The following is a 19367-nucleotide window of genomic DNA, read 5'->3' on the forward strand; positions in this document are numbered from 1 at the left end:
TCGTGCTGAGCGTCGGGGAAATCGCCCGCGGCATGCAGGGAGCGCTCGCTTTCCTGCAGCGCGATCCTGCGGCGCCGTCCTACTTCGAGAATACTGCCGAGAGCTGCCTGCGTTCGTTCCAGGTGATGGCGCTGGTGGCGCCGCTCTACATCGTGGTGATGATGATTCTCTACTCGAACGTCACGACGACGGCCGAGGGTTGGGAGATCGTTTTCGTCGAGGCGCTGCGCTACACCGTCGACTGGCTGCTGTTTCCCGTCATTTTCTACGAGATCGCCCGGCGCCAGAGCTGGCTCGGCATCTATCCGCGCTACATCGCGGCGCTCAACTGGGTGAACCTGCCGCTCACCATCGTGGCGGTGGTTGCCATCATCCTGGCGTCGATCCTGCCGACGGCCGTTGCCGTCCTGATCCAGCTCGGTCTCTATGGCCTGCTCTTCTACTGGTTCCTCGCCGTGACGCGGTCGGTCCTGAAGACGGGCTGGCTGCATTCGTTCATGCTGCTGCTGGTCAACTGGCTGCCGTCGCGTTTCCTGTCATTGATCGTCGATCGTTTCCTCGGCATCGTTCCGATGGCGACCGGGACCTAGATCGTAACGCACTTCCATGAAGCAAAGACCTTGCGGCGGTGCCGTCGGGCCGGCGCGCGTGCGGTCGCGCGCCGCCAGCGCTTCCTCGACATCGCGGCGGCTCCATTGACCACGGCCTACGAACTGCAACGTGCCAGCCAGGATCCGCACCTGATTGTGGAGGAAGGAGCGGGCGCCGACGTCGATCGTGATCTCGTTGCCATTGCGGCTGACCTCGAGCAGGTCCAACGTCTTGATGGCCGAGGGCGACTGACATGCCGTCGAGCGAAAGCTGTTGAAGTCGTGGTGTCCCACCAGAACTGACGCCGCATCGGCCATCGCCGCCGCGTCGAGCGGCACGGGGACGTGCCAGAACTGGCCACGATCGAGGGCGGGCGGCGCGCGGCGATTGATGATGCGATAGCGATAGCGCCGCCAGGTCGCCGAGAAGCGCGCATGGAAATTCGCCGGCGCCGGCTCGGCTTGCACGACAACGATGGGATGCGGCTTCAGGTGGAAGTTGAGCGCCGACCGCACCGTGTCGGTAGGCTTCTCATGGGTGATGTCGAAGTGGGCCACCTGGCCGCGGGCATGGACGCCGGCATCGGTGCGGCCGGCGCCGATGACGGAGACGCGTTCGCCGCAGAAGGCGAAGACGGCGTCCTCGAGCGCTCCCTGGATCGAAAGGCCATTGTGCTGGCGTTGCCAACCGACGAAGGGTTCGCCGTCGTATTCGATGGTGAGTTTGTAGCGTGGCACGGCGTCAGGTCGGCAAGCGCACGACCGCGGGCGACGCCAGCACCGTTCCGGCGTCGAGGGCAAAGCCGCGCAAAAAGGAATCGGCCGCCTGTGCCGACTTGCCCGGCCGCTGCAGCTTCAGGAGCTTCAATCCGCCCACGCCGCAGGTCACGACGGGAAAGCCATCACGCGCGATGCTGATCGTGCCTGGCGCGCCGCCGGCCAAAGTGAGGGTCGCCGCCAGCACCTTGATGCGCTCGACGCCATTGTCCCTGGGAGCTTCGAACGACGTGCCAGGCCACGGATGAAAGGCGCGCACCTTGCGTTCGAGTTCGGCGGCGGGCCGACGCCAGTCGAGCACGCCTTCCTCCTTGCCGAGCTTGTGGGCATAGGTGACGCCTTGCTCGGGCTGTACGACGGCGTCGATGCTCTTGCGCATCAGCCCGTCGAGCGTGGAGACGATCAGGCGCGCACCCAGCTCTGCCAATCGGTCGTGTACGCTTTCGGCAGTGTCGGCCGCGGAGATCGGTGTGCTTTCCGCCAGCAGCATCGGGCCGGTATCGAGGCCTTCGTCCATGCGCATGGTGGTGACCCCCGTCTCGGCATCGCCTGCCAGGATGGCGCGATGGATCGGCGCGGCACCACGCCAGCGCGGCAGCAAGGAGCCGTGGATGTTGATGCAGCCCAGGACCGGCGCGTCGAGGAAACTCTTGGGCAGGATATGGCCGTAGGACACGACCACGGCAGCGTCGAGATCGAGCGCTTTGAAAGACGCCGCTTCCTCGTCGCTTTTGAGGCTTCGCGGTGTGTGAACAGACAAGCCGAGCTGGTCGGCAAGCTCGTGCACCGGTGTCTTGCGTTCCTGCTGGCCACGGCCCGCAGGCTTGGGAGCTCTCGTATAGACGGCGGCCACGTCGTGACCGGCCTCGACCAGGGCTCGCAGAGCGGGCACGGCGAATGCGGAAGTGCCAAGGAACGCAATCTTCATCGCCGCACCTTATAGGCAGCAGAGCGGCGGTGAGCTAGGTATGCGGTTCAATGGATTCCGCGACCTCCTCGCCCGGCCCCCTGGTTGCAAAGAAAGGGCCTCTCGCCAATCTCACGGCACGCCGCGCTGACGGCGAGATCCATGCCGATCCCGTGCAGGAGAAGGTCGTCCTGCGGCTGCAAGCGATCTACGACCAGCTTGTCGCGATGGCGGCCCATCCCGCCAAGCCTGCGGGGCTGCTGGCCCGGTTGGGGCTCGTCAGCGCGCCCAAGGCGCCCGATGGTCCGCACGGTCTCTACATCTGGGGACCGGTCGGCCGCGGTAAGTCGATGTTGATGGATCTCTTCTTCGCCGATGCGCCGGTGGCGAAGAAGCGTCGTGTCCACTTCCATGAGTTCATGCTCGAAGTGCAGACGCGCCTGCATACCCGCCGCGAGGAGCTGGCGGCCAAGGGGGCGTCACCCGAATCCGATACGATCGTGCCGATCGCCAAGCAGATTGCCGCCGAGACCCGACTGCTCTGCTTCGACGAGTTCCAGGTGACCAACATCGCAGATGCGATGATCCTCGGCCGCCTGTTCGAGACGCTGTTCGAGGAGGGCATCACCGTGATCGCCACCTCGAACCGCAAACCGGACGATCTCTACAGGGACGGGCTGCAGCGCGACCGCTTCCTGCCTTTCATCGAGCTGCTGAAACAGCGTCTCGAGGTTCTCGAGTTGGGCGGTGCGCAGGATTACCGCATGGGCCGCATGCGCGAGTTCGACCTCTACCTGACGCCGCTCGGTGCCTGGGCCAACGCAAAGCTCGACGAAGCCTTCCGCGCGCTGAGCGGCGGCTCCGATGGCGAGCCGCGCGTGTTGCGCACGCAGGGCCGCGACGTCGAGGTGCCGCGCGCTGCACCGGGTGTCGCCATGGCGCATTTCCTCGACTGGTGTGCCAAGCCGATGGGCGCCGCCGACTTCCTCTGCATCGCCGACCACTTCCACACGATCATCGTCGCCGACATTCCGAAGATGGGCCCTGACAGCCGCGACAAGGCCACCCGCTTCGTAACCATGATCGACACCTTCTACGAGAGGAAGGTGAAGCTCATCTGCTCCGCTGCCGGTCCGCCGGCGTCGCTTTATCCCGCGGGCGATGGTTCGTTCGAGTTCGAGCGGACCGTGTCTCGGCTGATGGAAATGCAGAGTCCGGAGTATCTCGCCCTGGAGCATATCGCCTGATTGTGATTGTGGCCCGGCAGGTTCGCAGCATAGGCTCTGCGACATTTCAAGCTCAGGGAGCCTCAAGATGGATGGCGATCGTTTGGTTTACGGTGCCGAGAATGGCCTGTCGCGACGTGCGGCTTTGACCACTGTAGCGCTCGGTAGCACGTTCGCGCTGGCGGTCCAGCCAGTATCCGCGCAGACCATGATCACGACCCCTGCCGAAGGGTTGATGGCAGGTGAAGTGACGGTGAAGACCAAAGACGGAAAGGATCTTGCAGCCTACCGGGCGATGCCGGCGACGGGCCAGGGTTTCGGCACGATCCTCGTCGTGCAGGAGATCTTCGGTGTGCACGCCCACATCGCCGACATGTGCCGCCGATTCGCCAAGGCCGGTTACTATGCGATCGCACCCGAGCTCTATTTCCGCCAGGGCGATCCCAAAGCCCATCCCGAGGTCCCCAAGCTGATCTCAGAGGTCGTGGCCAAGGTGCCGGATGCCCAGGTCATGGACGATCTCGATTCCTGCGTCGCCTTCGCCAAGGGCGAGGGCAAGGCCGACACTGCCAAGCTCGGCATTACGGGCTTCTGCTGGGGCGGTCGCATCGTATGGCTCTACGCAGCGCACAATCCGGCATTGAAGGCGGGAGTAGCCTGGTATGGTCCGCTGAACCGTGGTTACCATCCGGCGACGACCGCGAACCCGATCGATGTCGTCGGTAAGCTGAATGGCCCTGTGCTCGGGCTCTACGGTGGTGCCGATACCGGCATTCCGAACGACTCGGTCGACAAGATGCGTGCCGCTCTCAAGGAGGGCAATGCCGCTGCAAAGAAGTCGGAGATCGTGACCTATCCCGACACGCCGCACGCCTTCAACGCCGACTATCGTCCGAGCTATCGCAAGGATCAGGCCGAAGACGGCTGGAAGCGGGCGCTCGCCTGGTTCAAGGCCAACGGCGTGACCTGACCGATCGATGATCGATACCACCGGTATAAAGACGCGGTCGGGCCTGACATTCACCGCGGATGTCGCGGGCCCGGCCGAGGGTCCGCTCGTGCTGTTGCTGCACGGGTTTCCCGAATCGCGGCATAGCTGGCGCGCGGCGTTGCCGGCGCTCGCGGCGGCGGGCTATCGCGCCGTCGCCCCCGACCAGCGCGGCTATTCGCCGGGCGCGCGTCCCGATCCGGCCGATCTCGCCAACTATGCGTTCGACAAGCTGATTGGCGATGCGATTGAGATCGTGTCGGCCGAGGGCTACGACGGTAAGCGCTTCCATCTGGTCGGCCATGACTGGGGCGGACAGGTTTCGTGGGGCGTTGCGAGCCAGCATCCGAAGCGGTTGGCGTCGCTCACCATCCTGTCGCGGCCGCATCCCTCGTCGTTTCGTCGGGCCCTCCAGAAGGAGGATGGCGACCAGAAGCATCGCTCGCGCCACCATCGTGCCTTTCTCGACGCGGATACCGGAAAGCTGCTGCTGGCCGACAATGCGCGTCGCTTGCGTGACGGACTGTTCGGGCAGGGCGTGCCGTCGGAGGCGCTCGAAGACCACCTCTCAGTCCTCGGCAATCCCGAAGCGCTGGAAGCAGCCCTTGCCTGGTATCGCTCGAACAAGGGGCTTGCGGCGGATATCGGCACGATCACTGTGCCGACGCTCTACGTCTGGGGCGATGTCGACGCGACCGTCGGACCGGATGCCGCCTATGGCACGGCCGAGTTCGTGGCGCCGTCATTCGTCATGGAAGTGCTGCCGAATGTCGGCCACTTCGTGATGGACCAGGCACCGGCCAAGACCACCGATCTTCTGCTGGCGCACCTGAAGAAACATCCGGTCTGAGAAATCGGTCCGATATCGGCTCTTCTTGCCGCTCCCGGCGAATCGCGCTACCACGCGCCGCCTTCAAGAATCGGGAGTTTTTCGCATGGCTCGCAAGAAGATCGCGCTGATCGGCGCCGGACAGATTGGCGGCACTCTGGCGTTGCTCGCCGGCCAGAAAGAGCTGGGCGATGTCGTCCTGTTCGACATTCCCGCCGCCGAAGGCACTGCCAAGGGCAAGGCGCTCGACATCGCCCAGCTCAGCCCGGTCGAGGGCTTCGACACCAAGTACAGCGGCTCCTCGGACTACAAGGACATCGAGGGCGCCGACGTGGTGATCGTCACCGCCGGCGTGCCGCGCAAGCCCGGCATGACCCGCGACGACCTGGTCGGCATCAACGCCAAGGTCATCGATGCGGTCGGCAAGGGCATCAAGCAGCATGCCCCGAACGCCTTCGTCATCGTTATCACCAACCCGCTCGACGCCATGGTCGGCCTGATGCAGGAAGTCACCGGTTTCCCGGCGGCCCGCGTCGTCGGCATGGCCGGCGTGCTCGACAGCGCCCGCTTCCGCCTGTTCCTCGCCGAGGAATTCAACGTCTCGGTCGAGGACGTCACGGCCTTCGTGCTGGGTGGCCACGGCGACACGATGGTGCCGCTGCTGCGCTACTCGACGGTCGGCGGCATTTCGCTGCACGATCTGGTGGACATGGGCTGGACCACCAAGGAGCGGCTCGAGCAGATCGTCCAGCGTACCCGTGACGGCGGTGCGGAGATCGTGGCCCATCTCAAGACCGGTTCGGCCTTCTACGCCCCGGCCGCCTCGGCCATCGCCATGGCGGAGTCCTACCTCAAGGACAAGAAGCGCATGATCCCCTGCGCCGCCTACCTCAACGGCGAGTACGGCGTGAAGGGCCTCTACATCGGCGTGCCGGTCGTGATCGGCTCCAAGGGTGTGGAGCGCATCGTCGAAGTCGAGTTCAACGCCGAGGAAAAGGCGATGTTCGACAAGTCGGTCGCGGCCGTGAAGTCGCTGATCGAGGCCACCAACAAGATCGTCGGCCGCGCCTGAGTTTCGATGCGTGTTGCAGGCAGTCTGCGCGAAGGCTGCCTGCGACTTTGGTCGAACGCCTCAAAAGGGTCATCAGTCCGTCGTTGCCAAGGGCCTGTGGCACTCATAAAGTGCCGCATCCCTTGGTTAGTTGCGTTTTAAAACTGAGGGCTGATACGCTTCTTGCAAGCAGTCCCGAACGATAGGACTCCATGAACATCCACGAATACCAGGCCAAGGCGCTATTGGCCAAGTTCGCCGTCCCGCTGCTCAAGGGCGGCGTCGCTTACACCAAGGACGAGGCGATGGACGTAGCCCGCAAGCTTGGCGGGCCTGTTACTGTCGTGAAGGCCCAGATCCACGCTGGCGGACGCGGCAAGGGACACTTCAAGAGCGATCCCAAGGGCAAGGGCGGTGTGCGCATCGCCAAGTCGGCTGACGAGGTCGGTGCCGCCGCGGCGGCCATGCTGGGCCAGGATCTGGTGACCAAGCAGACCGGTCCGGCCGGCAAGACCGTAAAGCGCCTCTACATCGAGGACGGCTGCGACATCAAACGCGAGCTCTACCTCTCCATGCTGGTCGACCGCGCGGTCGGCCGCATCTCCGTCGTCGCCTCGACCGAAGGCGGCATGGATATCGAGACGGTGGCGCACGAAACGCCCGACAAGATCGTCAAGCAGTCGATCGATCCGGCCGCCGGCTTCCAGGGCTATCAGGGCCGCAGGCTCGCCTTCGCGCTCGGCCTGCAGGGCAAGCAGGTCGGCACCTTCACCACGATGCTGGGCAATCTCTATCGCGCCTTCACCGACCTCGACGCCACGCTGATCGAGATCAATCCGCTGGTCGTCACGGGTGGGGGCGACGTCGTCGCGCTCGATGCGAAGATGAACTTCGACGACAACGCACTCTACCGGCACAAGGAGCTGGAGGATCTGCGCGACCTCGACGAAGAGGATCCGGCCGAAACCGAAGCCGCCAAGTATGCCCTGAACTACGTGAAGCTCGACGGTCAGATCGGCTGCATGGTGAACGGCGCGGGCCTCGCCATGGCCACCATGGACATCATCAAGCTCTACGGCTCTTCACCCGCCAACTTCCTCGATGTCGGCGGCGGCGCCACCAAGGAGCGTGTGACCGCGGCCTTCAAGATCATCCTGAAGGATCCGAACGTCGAAGGCATCCTGGTCAACATCTTCGGCGGCATCATGCGCTGCGACGTGATCGCCGAAGGCGTGGTCGCCGCGGCACGCGAGGTCAACCTGCATGTGCCGCTGGTCGTGAGGCTCGAAGGCACCAACGTCGAGCTCGGCAAGAAGATCCTGAAGGAGTCGGGGCTGAAGATCACCTCGGCGGATCATCTGGCCGACGCTGCAGAGAAGATCGTCAAGGCGGTCAAGGAGTCGAACTGATGGCCGTCCTGGTCGACAAGAACACCAAAGTCATCTGCCAGGGCTTCACCGGCTCGCAGGGCACGTTCCATTCAGAGCAGGCGATTGCCTACGGCACCAAGATGGTGGGCGGCGTGACGCCGGGCAAAGGCGGCTCGACACATCTCGACTTGCCGGTGTTCGACACCGTGGCCGAAGCCGTCGCCAAGACGGGCGCTGACGCCAGCGTGATTTACGTGCCGGCGCCCTACGCTGCCGACTCGATCCTCGAGGCGATCGACGCCGAAATCCCGCTGGTCGTCTGCATCACCGAAGGCATTCCGGTGCTCGACATGGTGAAGGTGAAGCGCGCGCTGGTCGGCTCGAAGTCACGCCTGATCGGCCCCAACTGCCCCGGCGTCATCACGCCCGGCGAATGCAAGATCGGCATCATGCCGGGCCACATCCACAAGCGCGGCAAGATCGGCATCGTCTCGCGCTCCGGCACGCTGACTTACGAAGCCGTGGCGCAGACCACTGCGGCGGGTCTCGGCCAGACCACCTGCATCGGCATCGGCGGCGATCCGGTGAACGGCACCAACTTCGTCGAATGCCTCGAGATGCTGATGGCCGACAAGGAAACGCAGGGCATCGTCATGATCGGCGAAATCGGCGGCGATGCCGAGGTCAAGGGCGCGGAATACGTCAAAGCGTCCAAGGTGAAGAAGCCGGTCGTCGGCTTCATTGCCGGACGCACGGCGCCGCCGGGCCGTCGCATGGGTCATGCTGGCGCCGTAATTTCGGGCGGTAACGACACGGCAGAGTTCAAGGTCGAGGCCATGCGCATGGCTGGCATCAGGGTCGCGGATTCTCCTGCGGCGCTGGGCGAGGAAATGCTTAAAGCCATGAAAGGCTGACAAGTCCTCGAAGCTTTCGAGGTAGGCGTATTTGCCGCCCAGCCTCTGCCAGGCGGCCAGCGACGATAGGCCAAGGAGTAGGGGCCATGAGAGCAGAGCAGACATCGTTCCTGTTCGGCGCCAACGCGCCATTCATCGAAGAGCTACACGCGCGGTATCTCGCCGATTCCAATGCGGTCGACGCCGAGTGGCGCACCTTCTTCGAGGCGCTGGCCGACCAGAGCGGCGACGTGCTGGCTGAAGTGCGGGGCGCGTCCTGGGCGCCCAATGGTGCGCGGGTGATCGGTGCCGTCGATCCCGAGACGCTGCCGGCGGCCGCCAACCGCAACGTGAAGGGCGGCAAGGGCGCCGCGGCGCCTGCTCCCGCCGGCCAGCTGGGCGGCAAGACCGAAGTCGAGATCCGCGCTGCGGCGCAGGATACGGCGCGGGCGCTGATGTTGATCCGCGCCTATCGCATCCGCGGCCACCTCGAAGCCGATCTCGATCCGCTGGGCCTGGTGCGCCAGGCACCGCATCCCGAGCTCGATCCAGCGACCTACGGCTTCGCCGAGAGCGACTGGGACCGTCCGATCCTGATCTTCGGCTCGCTGGCCCTGGGTGAATCCGCGACCCTGCGCCAGATCATGGAACGCCTGCGCAAGACCTACTGCGGCAAGATCGGCGTCGAGTTCATGCACATCTCCGATCCCGCCCAGAAGGCGTGGATCCAGGAGCGCATCGAGCATATCGAGAACACCACCGAGTTCACCCTGACCGGCCGCAAGATGATCCTGGAGCGGGTCATCGAGGCCGAGGGCCTCGAGCGCTACCTGCATGTGAAGTTCGTCGGCACCAAGCGCTTCGGCCTAGACGGCGGCGAGGCACTGATCCCCGGTATCGAGCAGATCCTGAAGCGCGGCGGCCAGCTCGGCGTGAAGGAAGTGATGCTCGGTATGCCGCATCGTGGCCGCCTCAACACGCTCGTGCACGTCATGCACAAGAGCTACACCGCACTCTTCTCCGAATTCCAGGGTCGCTCCTCGCAGCCCGAGGAGATGCGCGGCTCGGGCGACGTGAAGTATCACCTCGGCGCTTCGGCCGATCGCGAGTTCGACGGCAATGTCGTGCATCTCTCGCTGTCGCCCAATCCCTCGCATCTCGAGGCGGTGAACCCGGTGGTGCTGGGCAAGGCACGCGCCAAGGAAGACCAGCGCGGCGACACCGACCGCAGCCAGGTCATGTGCGTCCTGATGCACGGCGACGCGGCTTTCGCGGGTCAGGGTTTGGTCGCCGAGAGCCTCGATCTTTCCGACCTCGATGGCTACCGCATCGGCGGCACGATCCATTTCGTGGTCAACAACCAGATCGGCTTCACGACCCTGCCGACGCAGTCGCGGTCCGGCCCGTACTGCACCGAGGTCGCCAAGATCGTTCAGGCGCCGATCCTGCACGTGAACGGTGACGACCCGGAAGCCGTGGTGCACGTCGCGCGCATCGCCACCGAATTCCGTCAGCACTTCAAGCGCGACATCGTCATCGACATGTTCTGCTACCGCCGGCACGGTCACAACGAGGGTGACGAGCCGATGTTCACCCAGCCGCTGATGTACAAGCAGATCGGCGGCCACAAGACGGTGATGGAAGTCTACGCCGCACGGCTGGAAGCGGCAGGCGTGGTGAGCGCCGAGGACGTCGCCGGCATGAACGCGGCCTTGCGCGAAAAGCTCGACAAGGCGCTGGAGGCCGCGACCAACTACAAGCCCAACAAGGCCGACTGGCTCGAAGGCAAGTGGGCGGGCTTCACCGTTGCGCCGGGCGAGGAAGATCGCAAGGGCGTCACCGCCGTCGATCTCGACAGGCTGAAAATGGTTGGCCGCGCGATCTCCGAGCCGCCGAAGAACTTCGAGCTCAACCGCAAGATCACGCGCCAACTCCAGGACAAGCGCAAGACGATCGAGTCCGGCGCGGATATCGACTGGGCGACTGGCGAAGCGTTGGCGTTCGGCACGCTGTTGTCGGAGGGCACGCCGGTCCGTCTCACCGGCCAGGATTCCGGTCGCGGCACCTTCTCGCAGCGCCATTCGGTGCTGGTCGATCAGGTCAGCGAGCAGAAGTACGTGCCGTTGAACCATGTGGCCGAAGGCCAGGCGCATTTCGAGGTGATCGACAGTCCGCTGAACGAGGCAGCCGTGCTGGGCTTCGAGTACGGCTACTCGCTGGCCGAGCCCAATGCGTTGGTCCTCTGGGAAGCGCAGTTCGGCGATTTCGCGAACGGCGCGCAGGTCATCATCGACCAGTTCATCTGCTCCGGTGAGAGCAAGTGGCTGCGCATGTCGGGCCTCGTCATGCTCCTGCCGCACGGCTACGAGGGGCAGGGCCCTGAGCACAGCTCGGCGCGCCTGGAGCGCTACCTGCAGCTTTCCGCGGAAGACAATTGGCAGGTCATCAATCCGACGACGCCGGCCAATTACTTCCACGCGCTGCGCCGGCAGATGCGCCGGACCTTCCGCAAGCCTCTAGTGGTGATGACGCCGAAGTCGCTGCTGCGTCACAAGGATTGCGTGTCGACCCTGGCGGACTTCGGTCCCGGCAGCTCGTTCCGCCGCATCCTCGCCGAAACCGATCAGATCGCGCCCGGCCCCAAGGTGCGCCGCGTCGTGCTCTGTTCGGGCAAGGTCTACTTCGATCTCGTCGCCGAGCGCCGCAAGCGCAAGATCGACGACGTCGCGATCATGCGCATCGAGCAGCTCTATCCGTTCCCGTTCACGCGGCTTGGCGTGCGGCTTGCAGAGTATCCGAATGCCGAGGTCGTGTGGTGTCAGGAGGAGCCGGAGAACATGGGCGCCTGGCACTTCGCCGACCGTCGCATCGAACGCGCCCTGGCCGGCATCAACGTGAAGGCCAAGCGGCCGATCTATGTCGGCCGGGCTGAAGCAGCCTCGCCGGCGACCGGCTCGGCGCGCACACATCTCAAGGAACAGGCCGATCTGGTCGACCGCGCGCTCACTGTCTGAGCAGCGCTGCCAGGGTCGATCGTGGGGCCAGTAGGTAGGGAAGGGGTTTAGTCATGTCTGTCGAGATCAAGGTTCCGGCACTGGGTGAATCGGTCACCGAGGCGACCGTCGCCAAGTGGCTGGTGAAGGCGGGCGATGCCGTCGCCGTCGATCAGCCCTTGTGCGAACTGGAAACCGACAAGGTGACGGTCGAGGTGAATGCCTCGGTCGCCGGTACGATTGCCGATCTCGTCGTCGAGGAAGGCGCGTCGGTCCAGGTGGGCGGCGTGCTCTGTCATATCGAAGCAGGTGCTGCTGGCGCCGCTACGCCGAAGCCTGCTGCCGCTGCTGCTCCGGCCGCAGCCCCGGCTCCAAAGCCTGCCGCACCGGCGCCGGCGCCAGCCGCAGCGCCGGCAGGCGCGAACCTCGCCGCCTCTGGTCCGGCCGCGCGCAAGCTCGCCGAGGAGAAGGGAGTGTCGGCTGCTGCCATCCAGCCCACCGGCAAGGACGGCCGAGCGACCAAGGAAGACGTGCTCGCGGCGCTTTCGTCGATCCCGTCGGCGGCGGCGCCAGTGGCGGCCAAGCCCGCCGCACCGGCCGGACCGCGCCAACGCGCCGACCGCGAAGAGCGCGTGCGCATGACACGGCTGCGCCGCACCATCGCCAATCGCCTCAAGGAAGCGCAGAACACGGCGGCCATGCTCACCACCTTCAACGAGGTGGACATGACCAACGTCATGGCGCTGCGCGACCGGTTGAAGGACGATTTCGAGAAGAAGCATGGCGCGCGGCTGGGCTTCATGTCGTTCTTCGTGAAGGCTTGCATTGCGGGCCTCAAGGAACTGCCCGCGGTCAACGCCGAGATCGAGGGCGATGAGCTCGTCTACAAGAACTACTACGACATCGGTGTTGCCGTCGGCACGCCGCAGGGTCTAGTCGTGCCGGTGCTGCGCGATGCCGATGTACTCGACTTCGCCGGCGTCGAAAAGGGCATCGGCGATCTCGGCCGCAAGGCGCGCGACGGCAAGCTGTCGATCGCCGATCTGACGGGCGGTACCTTCACCATCTCCAACGGTGGCGTCTACGGCTCGCTGATGTCGACGCCGATCCTCAACCCGCCGCAGTCGGCCATCCTCGGCATGCACAAGATCCAGCAGCGGCCCATGGTGGTCGGCGGCGAGATCAAGGCGCGGCCGATGATGTACCTCGCTCTGTCATACGATCATCGCATCATCGATGGCCGCGAGGCGGTGTTGTTCCTGGTGCGGGTCAAGGAATGCATCGAGGATCCCGAACGCCTGCTCATCGGCGCGTGAGGACAGTCCCATGGCCAACGAAACGTTCGACCTCGTCGTCATCGGCGCTGGGCCTGGTGGTTATGTGGCGGCGATCCGCGCCGCCCAGCTCGGGCTCAAGGTAGCCGTCGTCGAGAAGCGCACGACCTTGGGCGGCACCTGCCTCAATGTCGGTTGCATTCCCTCCAAGGCGCTGCTGCAGTCCTCGCACCTGTTCGAGGAAGCGGGCCACGATCTCGCCGCCCATGGCATCGTGCTTGAGCCGCCGAAGCTCGACTTTGCCCAGCTCATGAAGCGCAAGGGCGACGTGGTCGACGCGACGACCAAGGGTGTCGCCTTCCTGTTCAAGAAGAACAAGATCACCTCCTACACCGGCGCCGGCCGTATCGAAGCGGCCGGATCGGTCGCTGTCCTGGGCGACGATGGCGCGGTGAAGGATACGCTTTCCACCAAGAACATTCTGATCGCCACCGGTTCGGAAGTGATGCCGCTACCGGGCGTGACCATCGACGAAAGGAAGATCGTTTCTTCGACCGGCGCGCTGGAGCTGACCGAGGTGCCCAAGCATCTGGTGGTGGTGGGCGCCGGCATCATCGGGCTGGAACTCGGCTCGGTGTGGCGCCGCCTCGGCGCAGATGTCACCGTCGTCGAATTCCTCGACCGCATTACGCCGGGCGTCGACGACGAGATCACCAAGTTCTTCCAGCGCGCACTCGCCAAGCAGGGGCTGAAGTTCAAGCTGGGTTCCAAGGTGACGAAGGCCGAGGCGACCGGTACGGGTGTCACGCTCACCGTCGAGCCGGCCAAGGGTGGCGCGACGGAGACGCTTGAAGCCGACGTGGTGCTGGTCTCGATCGGCCGCCGTCCCTACGTGCAGGGTCTCGGCCTCGACAAGGTCGGTGTGAAGATGACCGAACGCGGCCGCATTGCCGTCGACGGTCATTTCCAGACCTCGGTGCCGGGTATCTACGCCATCGGCGACGCGATCGACGGACCGATGCTGGCGCACAAAGCGAGCGAAGATGGCGTCGCCTGCGTCGAGACCATTGCGGGCCAGAAGGGCCATGTGAACTGGGATCTCGTGCCCTCGATCATCTACACCCAGCCCGAGGTGGCGTGGGTCGGAAAGACCGAGGAACAGCTGAAGGCCGCCGGCGTTGCCTACAAGATCGGCAAGTATCCTTTCACCGCCGATCCGCGCAGCCGCGCGAACGGAGCGACGGAGGGTTTTGTGAAGGTGCTGGCCGACAAGGCAACGGACCGCGTACTGGGCGTCCATATTTTCGGCGCCGAAGCCGGAACCATGATCGCCGAAGCTGCCCTCGCGATGGAGTTCTCGGCGTCGGCCGAGGATATCGGCCGCGTGTGCCATGCCCATCCCACGGTCAACGAGGCGATGAAGGAAGCTGCCCTCGCGGCCTGGGACAAGCCCATCCACCTCTAGCCCGGGCGGCGCGGCGCCATGCGCAAGCCGCTGATGGCGCTCGCGATTGCCGGGTGCCTGGTGATGTCGGTGGTCGGCGGCTTCGTGCCGATCTTGCAGGGCTGGATCTTCTTCGTGCTCGGCCTCTACCTGCTCGCGACCGAATTCGAGACCGGCCGTCGCTGGGTCAGGCGCGCCCGTGGACGCTGGCCTTTTCTCAACCGCTGGATCGTGCAGGCCCGCGACCACAAATGGGCGCCGCGCCATCTCAAGGAATTCGAGGACCTGACGGATCCGACGAAGTAGCGGATCAGCTCTTCCCCTCGAACCCGCGATACACGGCTTCCGCGATCGGCAGCAGTTCCTCGCGCGTCGCCACCGCCGTCACGGCAAAGCCGAACCCCTGGTCGATCCAGGCGAAGGTCGCCGCTTCACCTTCCTGCTGGAAGCGGAAAGCCGTCTCGGTGCCGTCCGCCGCACGCACGTAGATCGTGAGGCGCCGGCCGCTCGCATCGTCGTACATGAGTTGCGCCGCCGCGCCACTGCCGCCGGGCAGAAGCCGCCCGCCCATCAGCCTGTAACCAAAGGGCTGCAGGTCGGGTGCGGCGAGCTTGCGGCCCAGGCGCTTGGAGAGCCACTGCAGCAAATGCGCTTCCTGCTGCACGCCGACTTCGACCGGATGGGCGACTTCGACCACGAAGGTGCGGAAGGCTGCCGTCGCACTTTGCGCGACACTGGTCGTGGGCGCGGGCGCGCGGGACGCCGGCGTCATGCTGTTGGCGAACCATCCGGCCATTGCACCGACCACGAAGATCGTCAGCGCCGCCGCGATGGACCGCATCGAGACGATCCGGCTACCGCGTCGCGCCGCGCGGAGATTGGCGACGCGCAATCGCGCCGGCACAGGTTCCGCAAACTTCGCCTCGAGCTGGCCACGCAGCAGGGCGCGGTGGCGTCGCTCGGCAGCGATCCGGTCGGCGAGTTCGGGATGCGCGACCAGATGCGTCTGCAACGCAGCTCGCCGGGTGTCATCGAGGCGATCATCGACGAAGGCCTGCAGGTCGTCCTCGCTGATGGGAAATTCATTGCCGGTCATTTTACTCTCCGAAGCAGCGTGGCCCGCCCCGTCTCCAGAATCGAGCGCAGCCTTTGCCGTCCGCGCGACAGCCGCGACATCACCGTGCCCGGCGGCACGCCCAGCACGCGCGCGGCATCGTCGTAGGAAAGGTCCTCGACACCGACCAGGAGCAGAAGCGACTTCTGTTCCTCCGGAAGCTGGTCGAGAGCGGCCAGCACGTCCTGCATTTCGAGGCCCGCTTCCTGCGTCGCGGCGGCGCCAGGCGGAGATGTCGTGTCGAGATCGAGATGCGGCCCGCGGCGCTGCCGCTGGCGTTCGGCCGAGACGTGCAGATTGCGCAGGATGGTGAACAGCCAGGCGCGCAGGTCGCCGTCGGGACGGCGCAAGGTCCAACGCGACAGGGCACGCTCCAGCGTGTCTTGCACCAGATCGTCGGCAGCATCGTGGTTGCGCACCAACGCATAGGCGTAACGACGCAACGCCGGGATCAGCGGTTCGAGCAGGGCCTCCGCATCCGCCATCACAAACCCCCTCCACTGTCATACGGGGTGGAGGGGGAAGGCGACATGATTACTTCGCGATGTGCCAGGCGCCGTTGAGGAAGCCATCGCCCGTCTTGTCGCCCGCCTTGGTGTCCTTGGCGAACGCGTAGAGCGGCTTGCCCTTATAGGCCCACTGCTTCAGCCCGTCGTCACGGGTGATGATCGTCCAGTCGCCCGTGGCCTTGGCACCGTCAGCCACCAATGCCGGCGGCCAGTTGGTCGCGCACGGGCCATTGCACACCGACTTGCCGGCGGTGTCCTTGTCGAACGTGTAGAGGGTCATGCCCTTGGCCGTGACGAACATGCCGTCCTTCATGGTCGGCGGGGTCGTGGTGGCGGGCTCGGCGGCGAGAGCGCTGCCGGCGGCGAAAACCGCCAGGAGGGCGGCGGTGGACAGGATCGACTTCAGCATTCCAGGTCTCCCATGCAGATGTTGAGCTGCAGGAGAGAGACGCTGCAGCCGACGATCTATTCCCGCGGACAGGAAATATTTCCTGGCACTGCGTTTGCGTGACCAGGAAGTGTCACTGCACATGTAGTGACATGGGGGTTGGGGCCGCGCTAAATCTGATGGGCGGTCCGTCTCCTGGGCCACCTCTCACAACAGACGGGACCCACAGGTGCATCACGAAGTCACCCTCATCTCCACGATCGCCATTGGCTTCGTGCTTGCATTCACCTTTGGCTACATCGCCGACCGGCTACGTCTCCCGCCGCTGGTCGGTTACCTCTTTGCCGGCATCCTCATCGGCCCTTACACGCCCGGCTTTGTCGCAGATGCCGGACTTTCGGCCCAGCTCGCTGAGGTCGGCGTCATCCTGTTGATGTTCGGCGTCGGCCTGCATTTTTCTGCATCGGACCTGTTGGCCGTGCGCGGGATCGCCATACCCGGTGCCATCGGCCAGATCGTCCTGGCGACCTTGCTGGGCATGGGCATGTGCTGGCTGTGGGGTTGGAGCCTCGGCACCGGCCTCGTCGTGGGATTGAGTCTCTCGGTGGCCAGCACCGTTGTGCTCCTGAAGGCGCTGGAGGAGCGCAACCTCGTCAACAGTCCCAACGGCCGTGTCGCGGTCGGCTGGCTGATCGTCGAGGACCTGGCGATGGTGCTGGCGCTGGTGCTGCTGCCGGCCTTCGCCGAGATTCTGGGCGGCAAGCCGGTCGAAGGTCACGGTGCAGGTTCGACCGACATGCCGCTCCTGCTGGAGCTCGCCGTCACGCTGGCCAAGGTCGCGGCCTTTGCTGTCCTCGCTATGTTGCTTGGTCCGAAAGTGGTGCCGTGGATCCTCGCCCGCGTCGCTCGTACGGGCTCGCGCGAACTCTTCACGCTGTCGGTCCTCGCGATCGCACTCGGCATCGCCTACGGCTCGGCCCACGTCTTCGGCGTCTCTTTTGCGCTGGGGGCATTCTTCGCCGGCGTGGTGTTGAGCGAATCGTCCTTCAGCCACAAGGCGGCGGCCGACTCGCTGCCGCTGCAGGACGCGTTCTCGGTGCTGTTCTTCGTATCGGTCGGCATGCTGTTCGATCCGGCCATCCTCATCCGCCGTCCCGAGGCGGTGTTGGGCGTGCTGGCGGTGATCGTCATCGGCAAGTCGCTGATCGCCTTCGGCATCATCATGCTGCTGCGCTTTCCGATCGGTACTGGGCTGATGGTATCAGCCAGCCTGGCGCAGATCGGTGAATTTTCCTTCATTCTGATCGCGCTCGGCATCTCGACGGGCCTGGTGCCGGGTGAGGGCCGGGATCTGGTCGTGGCGGGTGCGCTGTTCTCGATCATGCTCAACCCGCTCGTCTTCGCACTCATTTCCGAGTTGCAGCGCCGCGTGCAACTTGCTCAGCCGGCCGGCACCGCATTCTTCGGTCAGCCGCACTACGAGGCGCTGAGCCATGAACTTGACCGCATCCGGGCCCGCAGCGAGGAGCGTACGAAGGCGCACGATCTGAAGCTGCACAGCCTCCTGGAACAGTTTCCCGTCCTGTCGCTCGTAGAGCGGCAGGATCAGGAAGCGTTGCTGCTGATGTTCCGGCCGAAGTCGGCCGCGCCCGGCGAACGGGTGATCCGTCGCGGTGACCGTGCGGACGGCATGTATTTCATCTCGTCCGGCGCCGTCGAAGTGGCAGTCAACGGCCGCACTATCCGGCTCGATGCCGGGTCCTACTTCGGCGAAATGGCGTTGCTGAGCGGCGAGCGGCGTACGGCCGACGTGGTTGCCGTCGATTTCTGCCAGTTCCTGGTGCTCGACCGCCGCGACTTCAACCAGTTCATGGCGCGCCATCCCGCCGTCCGCGCTGCTGTTGCGGAGATTGCCGAGCAACGTCGCGAGATGAACCTCGCGCCGACAGCGGAGGCCGAGGCGGGAACGAAGGGCTCATAGACGAAAGGTCCGTCCTCGCGGACGGACCTTGTTCAGATTTCGCTGATATCGGGTGGCTGGTCGTAGAAGTGGACCTGCATGCGCATCGGTCCGAGCGGCTCCACGAAGTGGGGCTGCTCGGGCAGGATGAGGCCGGGTTTGCCGGGTTCGAGGGTCGTTGCATCGGCCCGATCGGACCGGGTGAATTTCACCTTCCCCTCGATCACATCGATCACACCCCAGACGCCGGCCTTCGTCCGGTGCTCCCCGCGCAAGGCGGCGGGGAGCGTGTTCTCGTCGAACACCGGGGTTGAGCGATAGGGTGTTGGCACGGCTGACTCTCCTTCAGGCGGCGACCCGGATGTCGTCGGCATGCTCGGGGTAGGGGGCTACCTTCCGATCCGCGACTTCCAGACCTGCCAGCTCGCTGGCGAAGCCGTGATTCACGTCGCGGTGGTGGGCTTCGTCGGCCCGGACCACGAGTACGACATCACGCAGGGTCGCGTCTTCCGGAAGCTTCCAGTAGTGCCGGGCAATCGCTGGCGCCGGCAGGTTGGGAGAGCGACCTTCGTCCAGTTCCTTCAGGTAGTAGGTGTAGCTGATCACCGCCTCTTCCTCGAAGTAGCCGACGACGCGATGGGCGGTCCTGGGGCTCACGAGATAGAGAGCGAAGAAGGCAAGATAGAACACCCACTGGGCGCCGAGGATGACGCAGCGTTCGAACAGGGTCGGCTTGGCGACATGGATGAACGTCATGAGGTGCATCCGCTCATTCTCGGCTTCCTCCATGAGCGTGCGGATCCAACCATTGTCGTCGGTCATGCGGCGCAGGCACTTCAGATGGGTGAGCGTGGCGCCCACCATACCGGGCACGGCCGCGACCGTCTCCAGCACTACCGCACGATGGCCGTAGCGCTTGGCGAAGAACGTGTCGGCACAGAAGCGCAGGACCTTGGTGAACCCGAGCGCGATGCGGTCGGACACACCCTTGGCCTTGTGATGGACGTCGAGGTCGACGGCCGGGATCTGCGCGGTGCGTAACATGTTGCCTCTC

The 19367-nt window shown here is 65.0% G+C and carries 19 protein-coding genes; 12 read left to right on the forward strand and 7 right to left on the reverse strand.

The features are described 5' to 3' along the window. Positions 1-2 precede the first annotated feature (2 nt). Positions 3-590, forward strand: coding sequence for a hypothetical protein (locus EPO50_RS25175; protein ID WP_296348705.1), 588 nt, complete (start codon positions 3-5; stop codon positions 588-590). Here the strand turns inward: EPO50_RS25175 and truA are convergent. Then, entirely contained in the window at positions 537-1328 is a 792-nt protein-coding gene (gene truA / locus EPO50_RS25180; protein WP_296348707.1) for a tRNA pseudouridine(38-40) synthase TruA, read from the reverse strand. The two genes, EPO50_RS25175 and truA, sit on opposite strands and share 54 nt — an antisense overlap. 4 nt (positions 1329-1332) lie before the next feature. Continuing rightward, positions 1333-2295, reverse strand: coding sequence for a methionyl-tRNA formyltransferase (gene fmt, locus EPO50_RS25185; protein ID WP_296348708.1), 963 nt, complete (start codon positions 2293-2295; stop codon positions 1333-1335). A gap of 50 nt (positions 2296-2345) precedes the next feature. On the opposite strand from fmt, the gene zapE reads away from it, so the two are divergent. The 10 genes from zapE (at position 2346) to EPO50_RS25235 (ending at position 14648) form a co-directional block, all read left to right on the forward strand. Beyond that, a complete protein-coding gene (zapE, locus tag EPO50_RS25190) occupies positions 2346-3521 on the forward strand; it encodes a cell division protein ZapE (protein WP_296348710.1) in 1176 nt (391 codons plus the stop codon). A 67-nt stretch (positions 3522-3588) separates the two neighbouring features. Continuing rightward, complete coding sequence (locus EPO50_RS25195) at positions 3589-4470, forward strand: dienelactone hydrolase family protein (protein ID WP_296348712.1); 882 nt, start codon at positions 3589-3591, stop codon at positions 4468-4470. Positions 4471-4477: 7 nt separating this feature from the next. Continuing rightward, the gene (locus EPO50_RS25200; RefSeq protein WP_296348713.1) at positions 4478-5338 is read left to right on the forward strand and encodes an alpha/beta hydrolase; all 861 of its coding nucleotides are present in this window, start codon (positions 4478-4480) and stop codon (positions 5336-5338) included. 85 nt (positions 5339-5423) lie between these two features. Beyond that, on the forward strand, positions 5424-6389 hold the full coding sequence (gene mdh / locus EPO50_RS25205) for a malate dehydrogenase (RefSeq protein ID WP_296348715.1): 966 nt from the start codon (positions 5424-5426) through the stop codon (positions 6387-6389). Between the two features lie 191 nt (positions 6390-6580). Beyond that, the gene (gene sucC / locus EPO50_RS25210; RefSeq protein ID WP_296348717.1) at positions 6581-7777 is read left to right on the forward strand and encodes an ADP-forming succinate--CoA ligase subunit beta; all 1197 of its coding nucleotides are present in this window, start codon (positions 6581-6583) and stop codon (positions 7775-7777) included. Beyond that, positions 7777-8652, forward strand: coding sequence for a succinate--CoA ligase subunit alpha (gene sucD, locus EPO50_RS25215; protein ID WP_296348719.1), 876 nt, complete (start codon positions 7777-7779; stop codon positions 8650-8652). Before sucC ends, sucD begins: the two co-directional genes overlap by 1 nt. A gap of 86 nt (positions 8653-8738) precedes the next feature. After that, positions 8739-11645, forward strand: a complete 2907-nt coding sequence (locus EPO50_RS25220; RefSeq protein ID WP_296348721.1) for a 2-oxoglutarate dehydrogenase E1 component — start codon at positions 8739-8741, stop codon at positions 11643-11645. Between the two features lie 53 nt (positions 11646-11698). Beyond that, complete coding sequence (odhB, locus tag EPO50_RS25225) at positions 11699-12940, forward strand: 2-oxoglutarate dehydrogenase complex dihydrolipoyllysine-residue succinyltransferase (protein ID WP_296348722.1); 1242 nt, start codon at positions 11699-11701, stop codon at positions 12938-12940. 10 nt (positions 12941-12950) lie between these two features. After that, positions 12951-14363 carry a dihydrolipoyl dehydrogenase gene (gene lpdA, locus EPO50_RS25230; protein WP_296348724.1) on the forward strand — a complete coding sequence of 471 codons (1413 nt, stop codon included), beginning with the start codon at positions 12951-12953 and terminating at the stop codon, positions 14361-14363. Between the two features lie 18 nt (positions 14364-14381). Further along, positions 14382-14648: a hypothetical protein gene (locus EPO50_RS25235; protein ID WP_296348726.1), complete on the forward strand. Its 267-nt coding sequence runs from the start codon at positions 14382-14384 to the stop codon at positions 14646-14648. A 4-nt stretch (positions 14649-14652) separates the two neighbouring features. Here EPO50_RS25235 and EPO50_RS25240 read toward each other — a convergent pair whose 3' ends face one another. The 3 genes from EPO50_RS25240 to EPO50_RS25250 are packed head-to-tail and all read right to left on the reverse strand — an operon-like array spanning position 14653 to position 16374. Next, positions 14653-15438, reverse strand: coding sequence for an anti-sigma factor (locus tag EPO50_RS25240; RefSeq protein ID WP_296348728.1), 786 nt, complete (start codon positions 15436-15438; stop codon positions 14653-14655). Beyond that, positions 15435-15941, reverse strand: coding sequence for a sigma-70 family RNA polymerase sigma factor (locus tag EPO50_RS25245; protein ID WP_296348730.1), 507 nt, complete (start codon positions 15939-15941; stop codon positions 15435-15437). The genes EPO50_RS25240 and EPO50_RS25245 overlap by 4 nt, the downstream gene beginning before the upstream one ends. A 49-nt stretch (positions 15942-15990) precedes the next feature. Next, a complete protein-coding gene (locus tag EPO50_RS25250) occupies positions 15991-16374 on the reverse strand; it encodes a hypothetical protein (protein ID WP_296348732.1) in 384 nt (127 codons plus the stop codon). A gap of 208 nt (positions 16375-16582) precedes the next feature. Here EPO50_RS25250 and EPO50_RS25255 point away from each other — a divergent pair, with 208 nt between their 5' ends. Next, positions 16583-18334, forward strand: a complete 1752-nt coding sequence (locus EPO50_RS25255; RefSeq protein WP_296348735.1) for a cation:proton antiporter — start codon at positions 16583-16585, stop codon at positions 18332-18334. Positions 18335-18366: 32 nt separating this feature from the next. Here the strand turns inward: EPO50_RS25255 and EPO50_RS25260 are convergent, their stop codons facing one another. Both EPO50_RS25260 and EPO50_RS25265 read right to left on the reverse strand, forming a co-directional pair. Next, a complete protein-coding gene (locus tag EPO50_RS25260) occupies positions 18367-18645 on the reverse strand; it encodes a DUF1971 domain-containing protein (protein ID WP_296348737.1) in 279 nt (92 codons plus the stop codon). Between the two features lie 13 nt (positions 18646-18658). Continuing rightward, complete coding sequence (locus EPO50_RS25265) at positions 18659-19357, reverse strand: alternative oxidase (protein WP_296348739.1); 699 nt, start codon at positions 19355-19357, stop codon at positions 18659-18661. Between the last annotated feature and the right edge of the window lie 10 nt (positions 19358-19367).

Origin of the sequence: Reyranella sp. (assembly GCF_004297405.1) — a bacterium.
In the GTDB taxonomy this organism is placed as follows: domain Bacteria; phylum Pseudomonadota; class Alphaproteobacteria; order Reyranellales; family Reyranellaceae; genus Reyranella.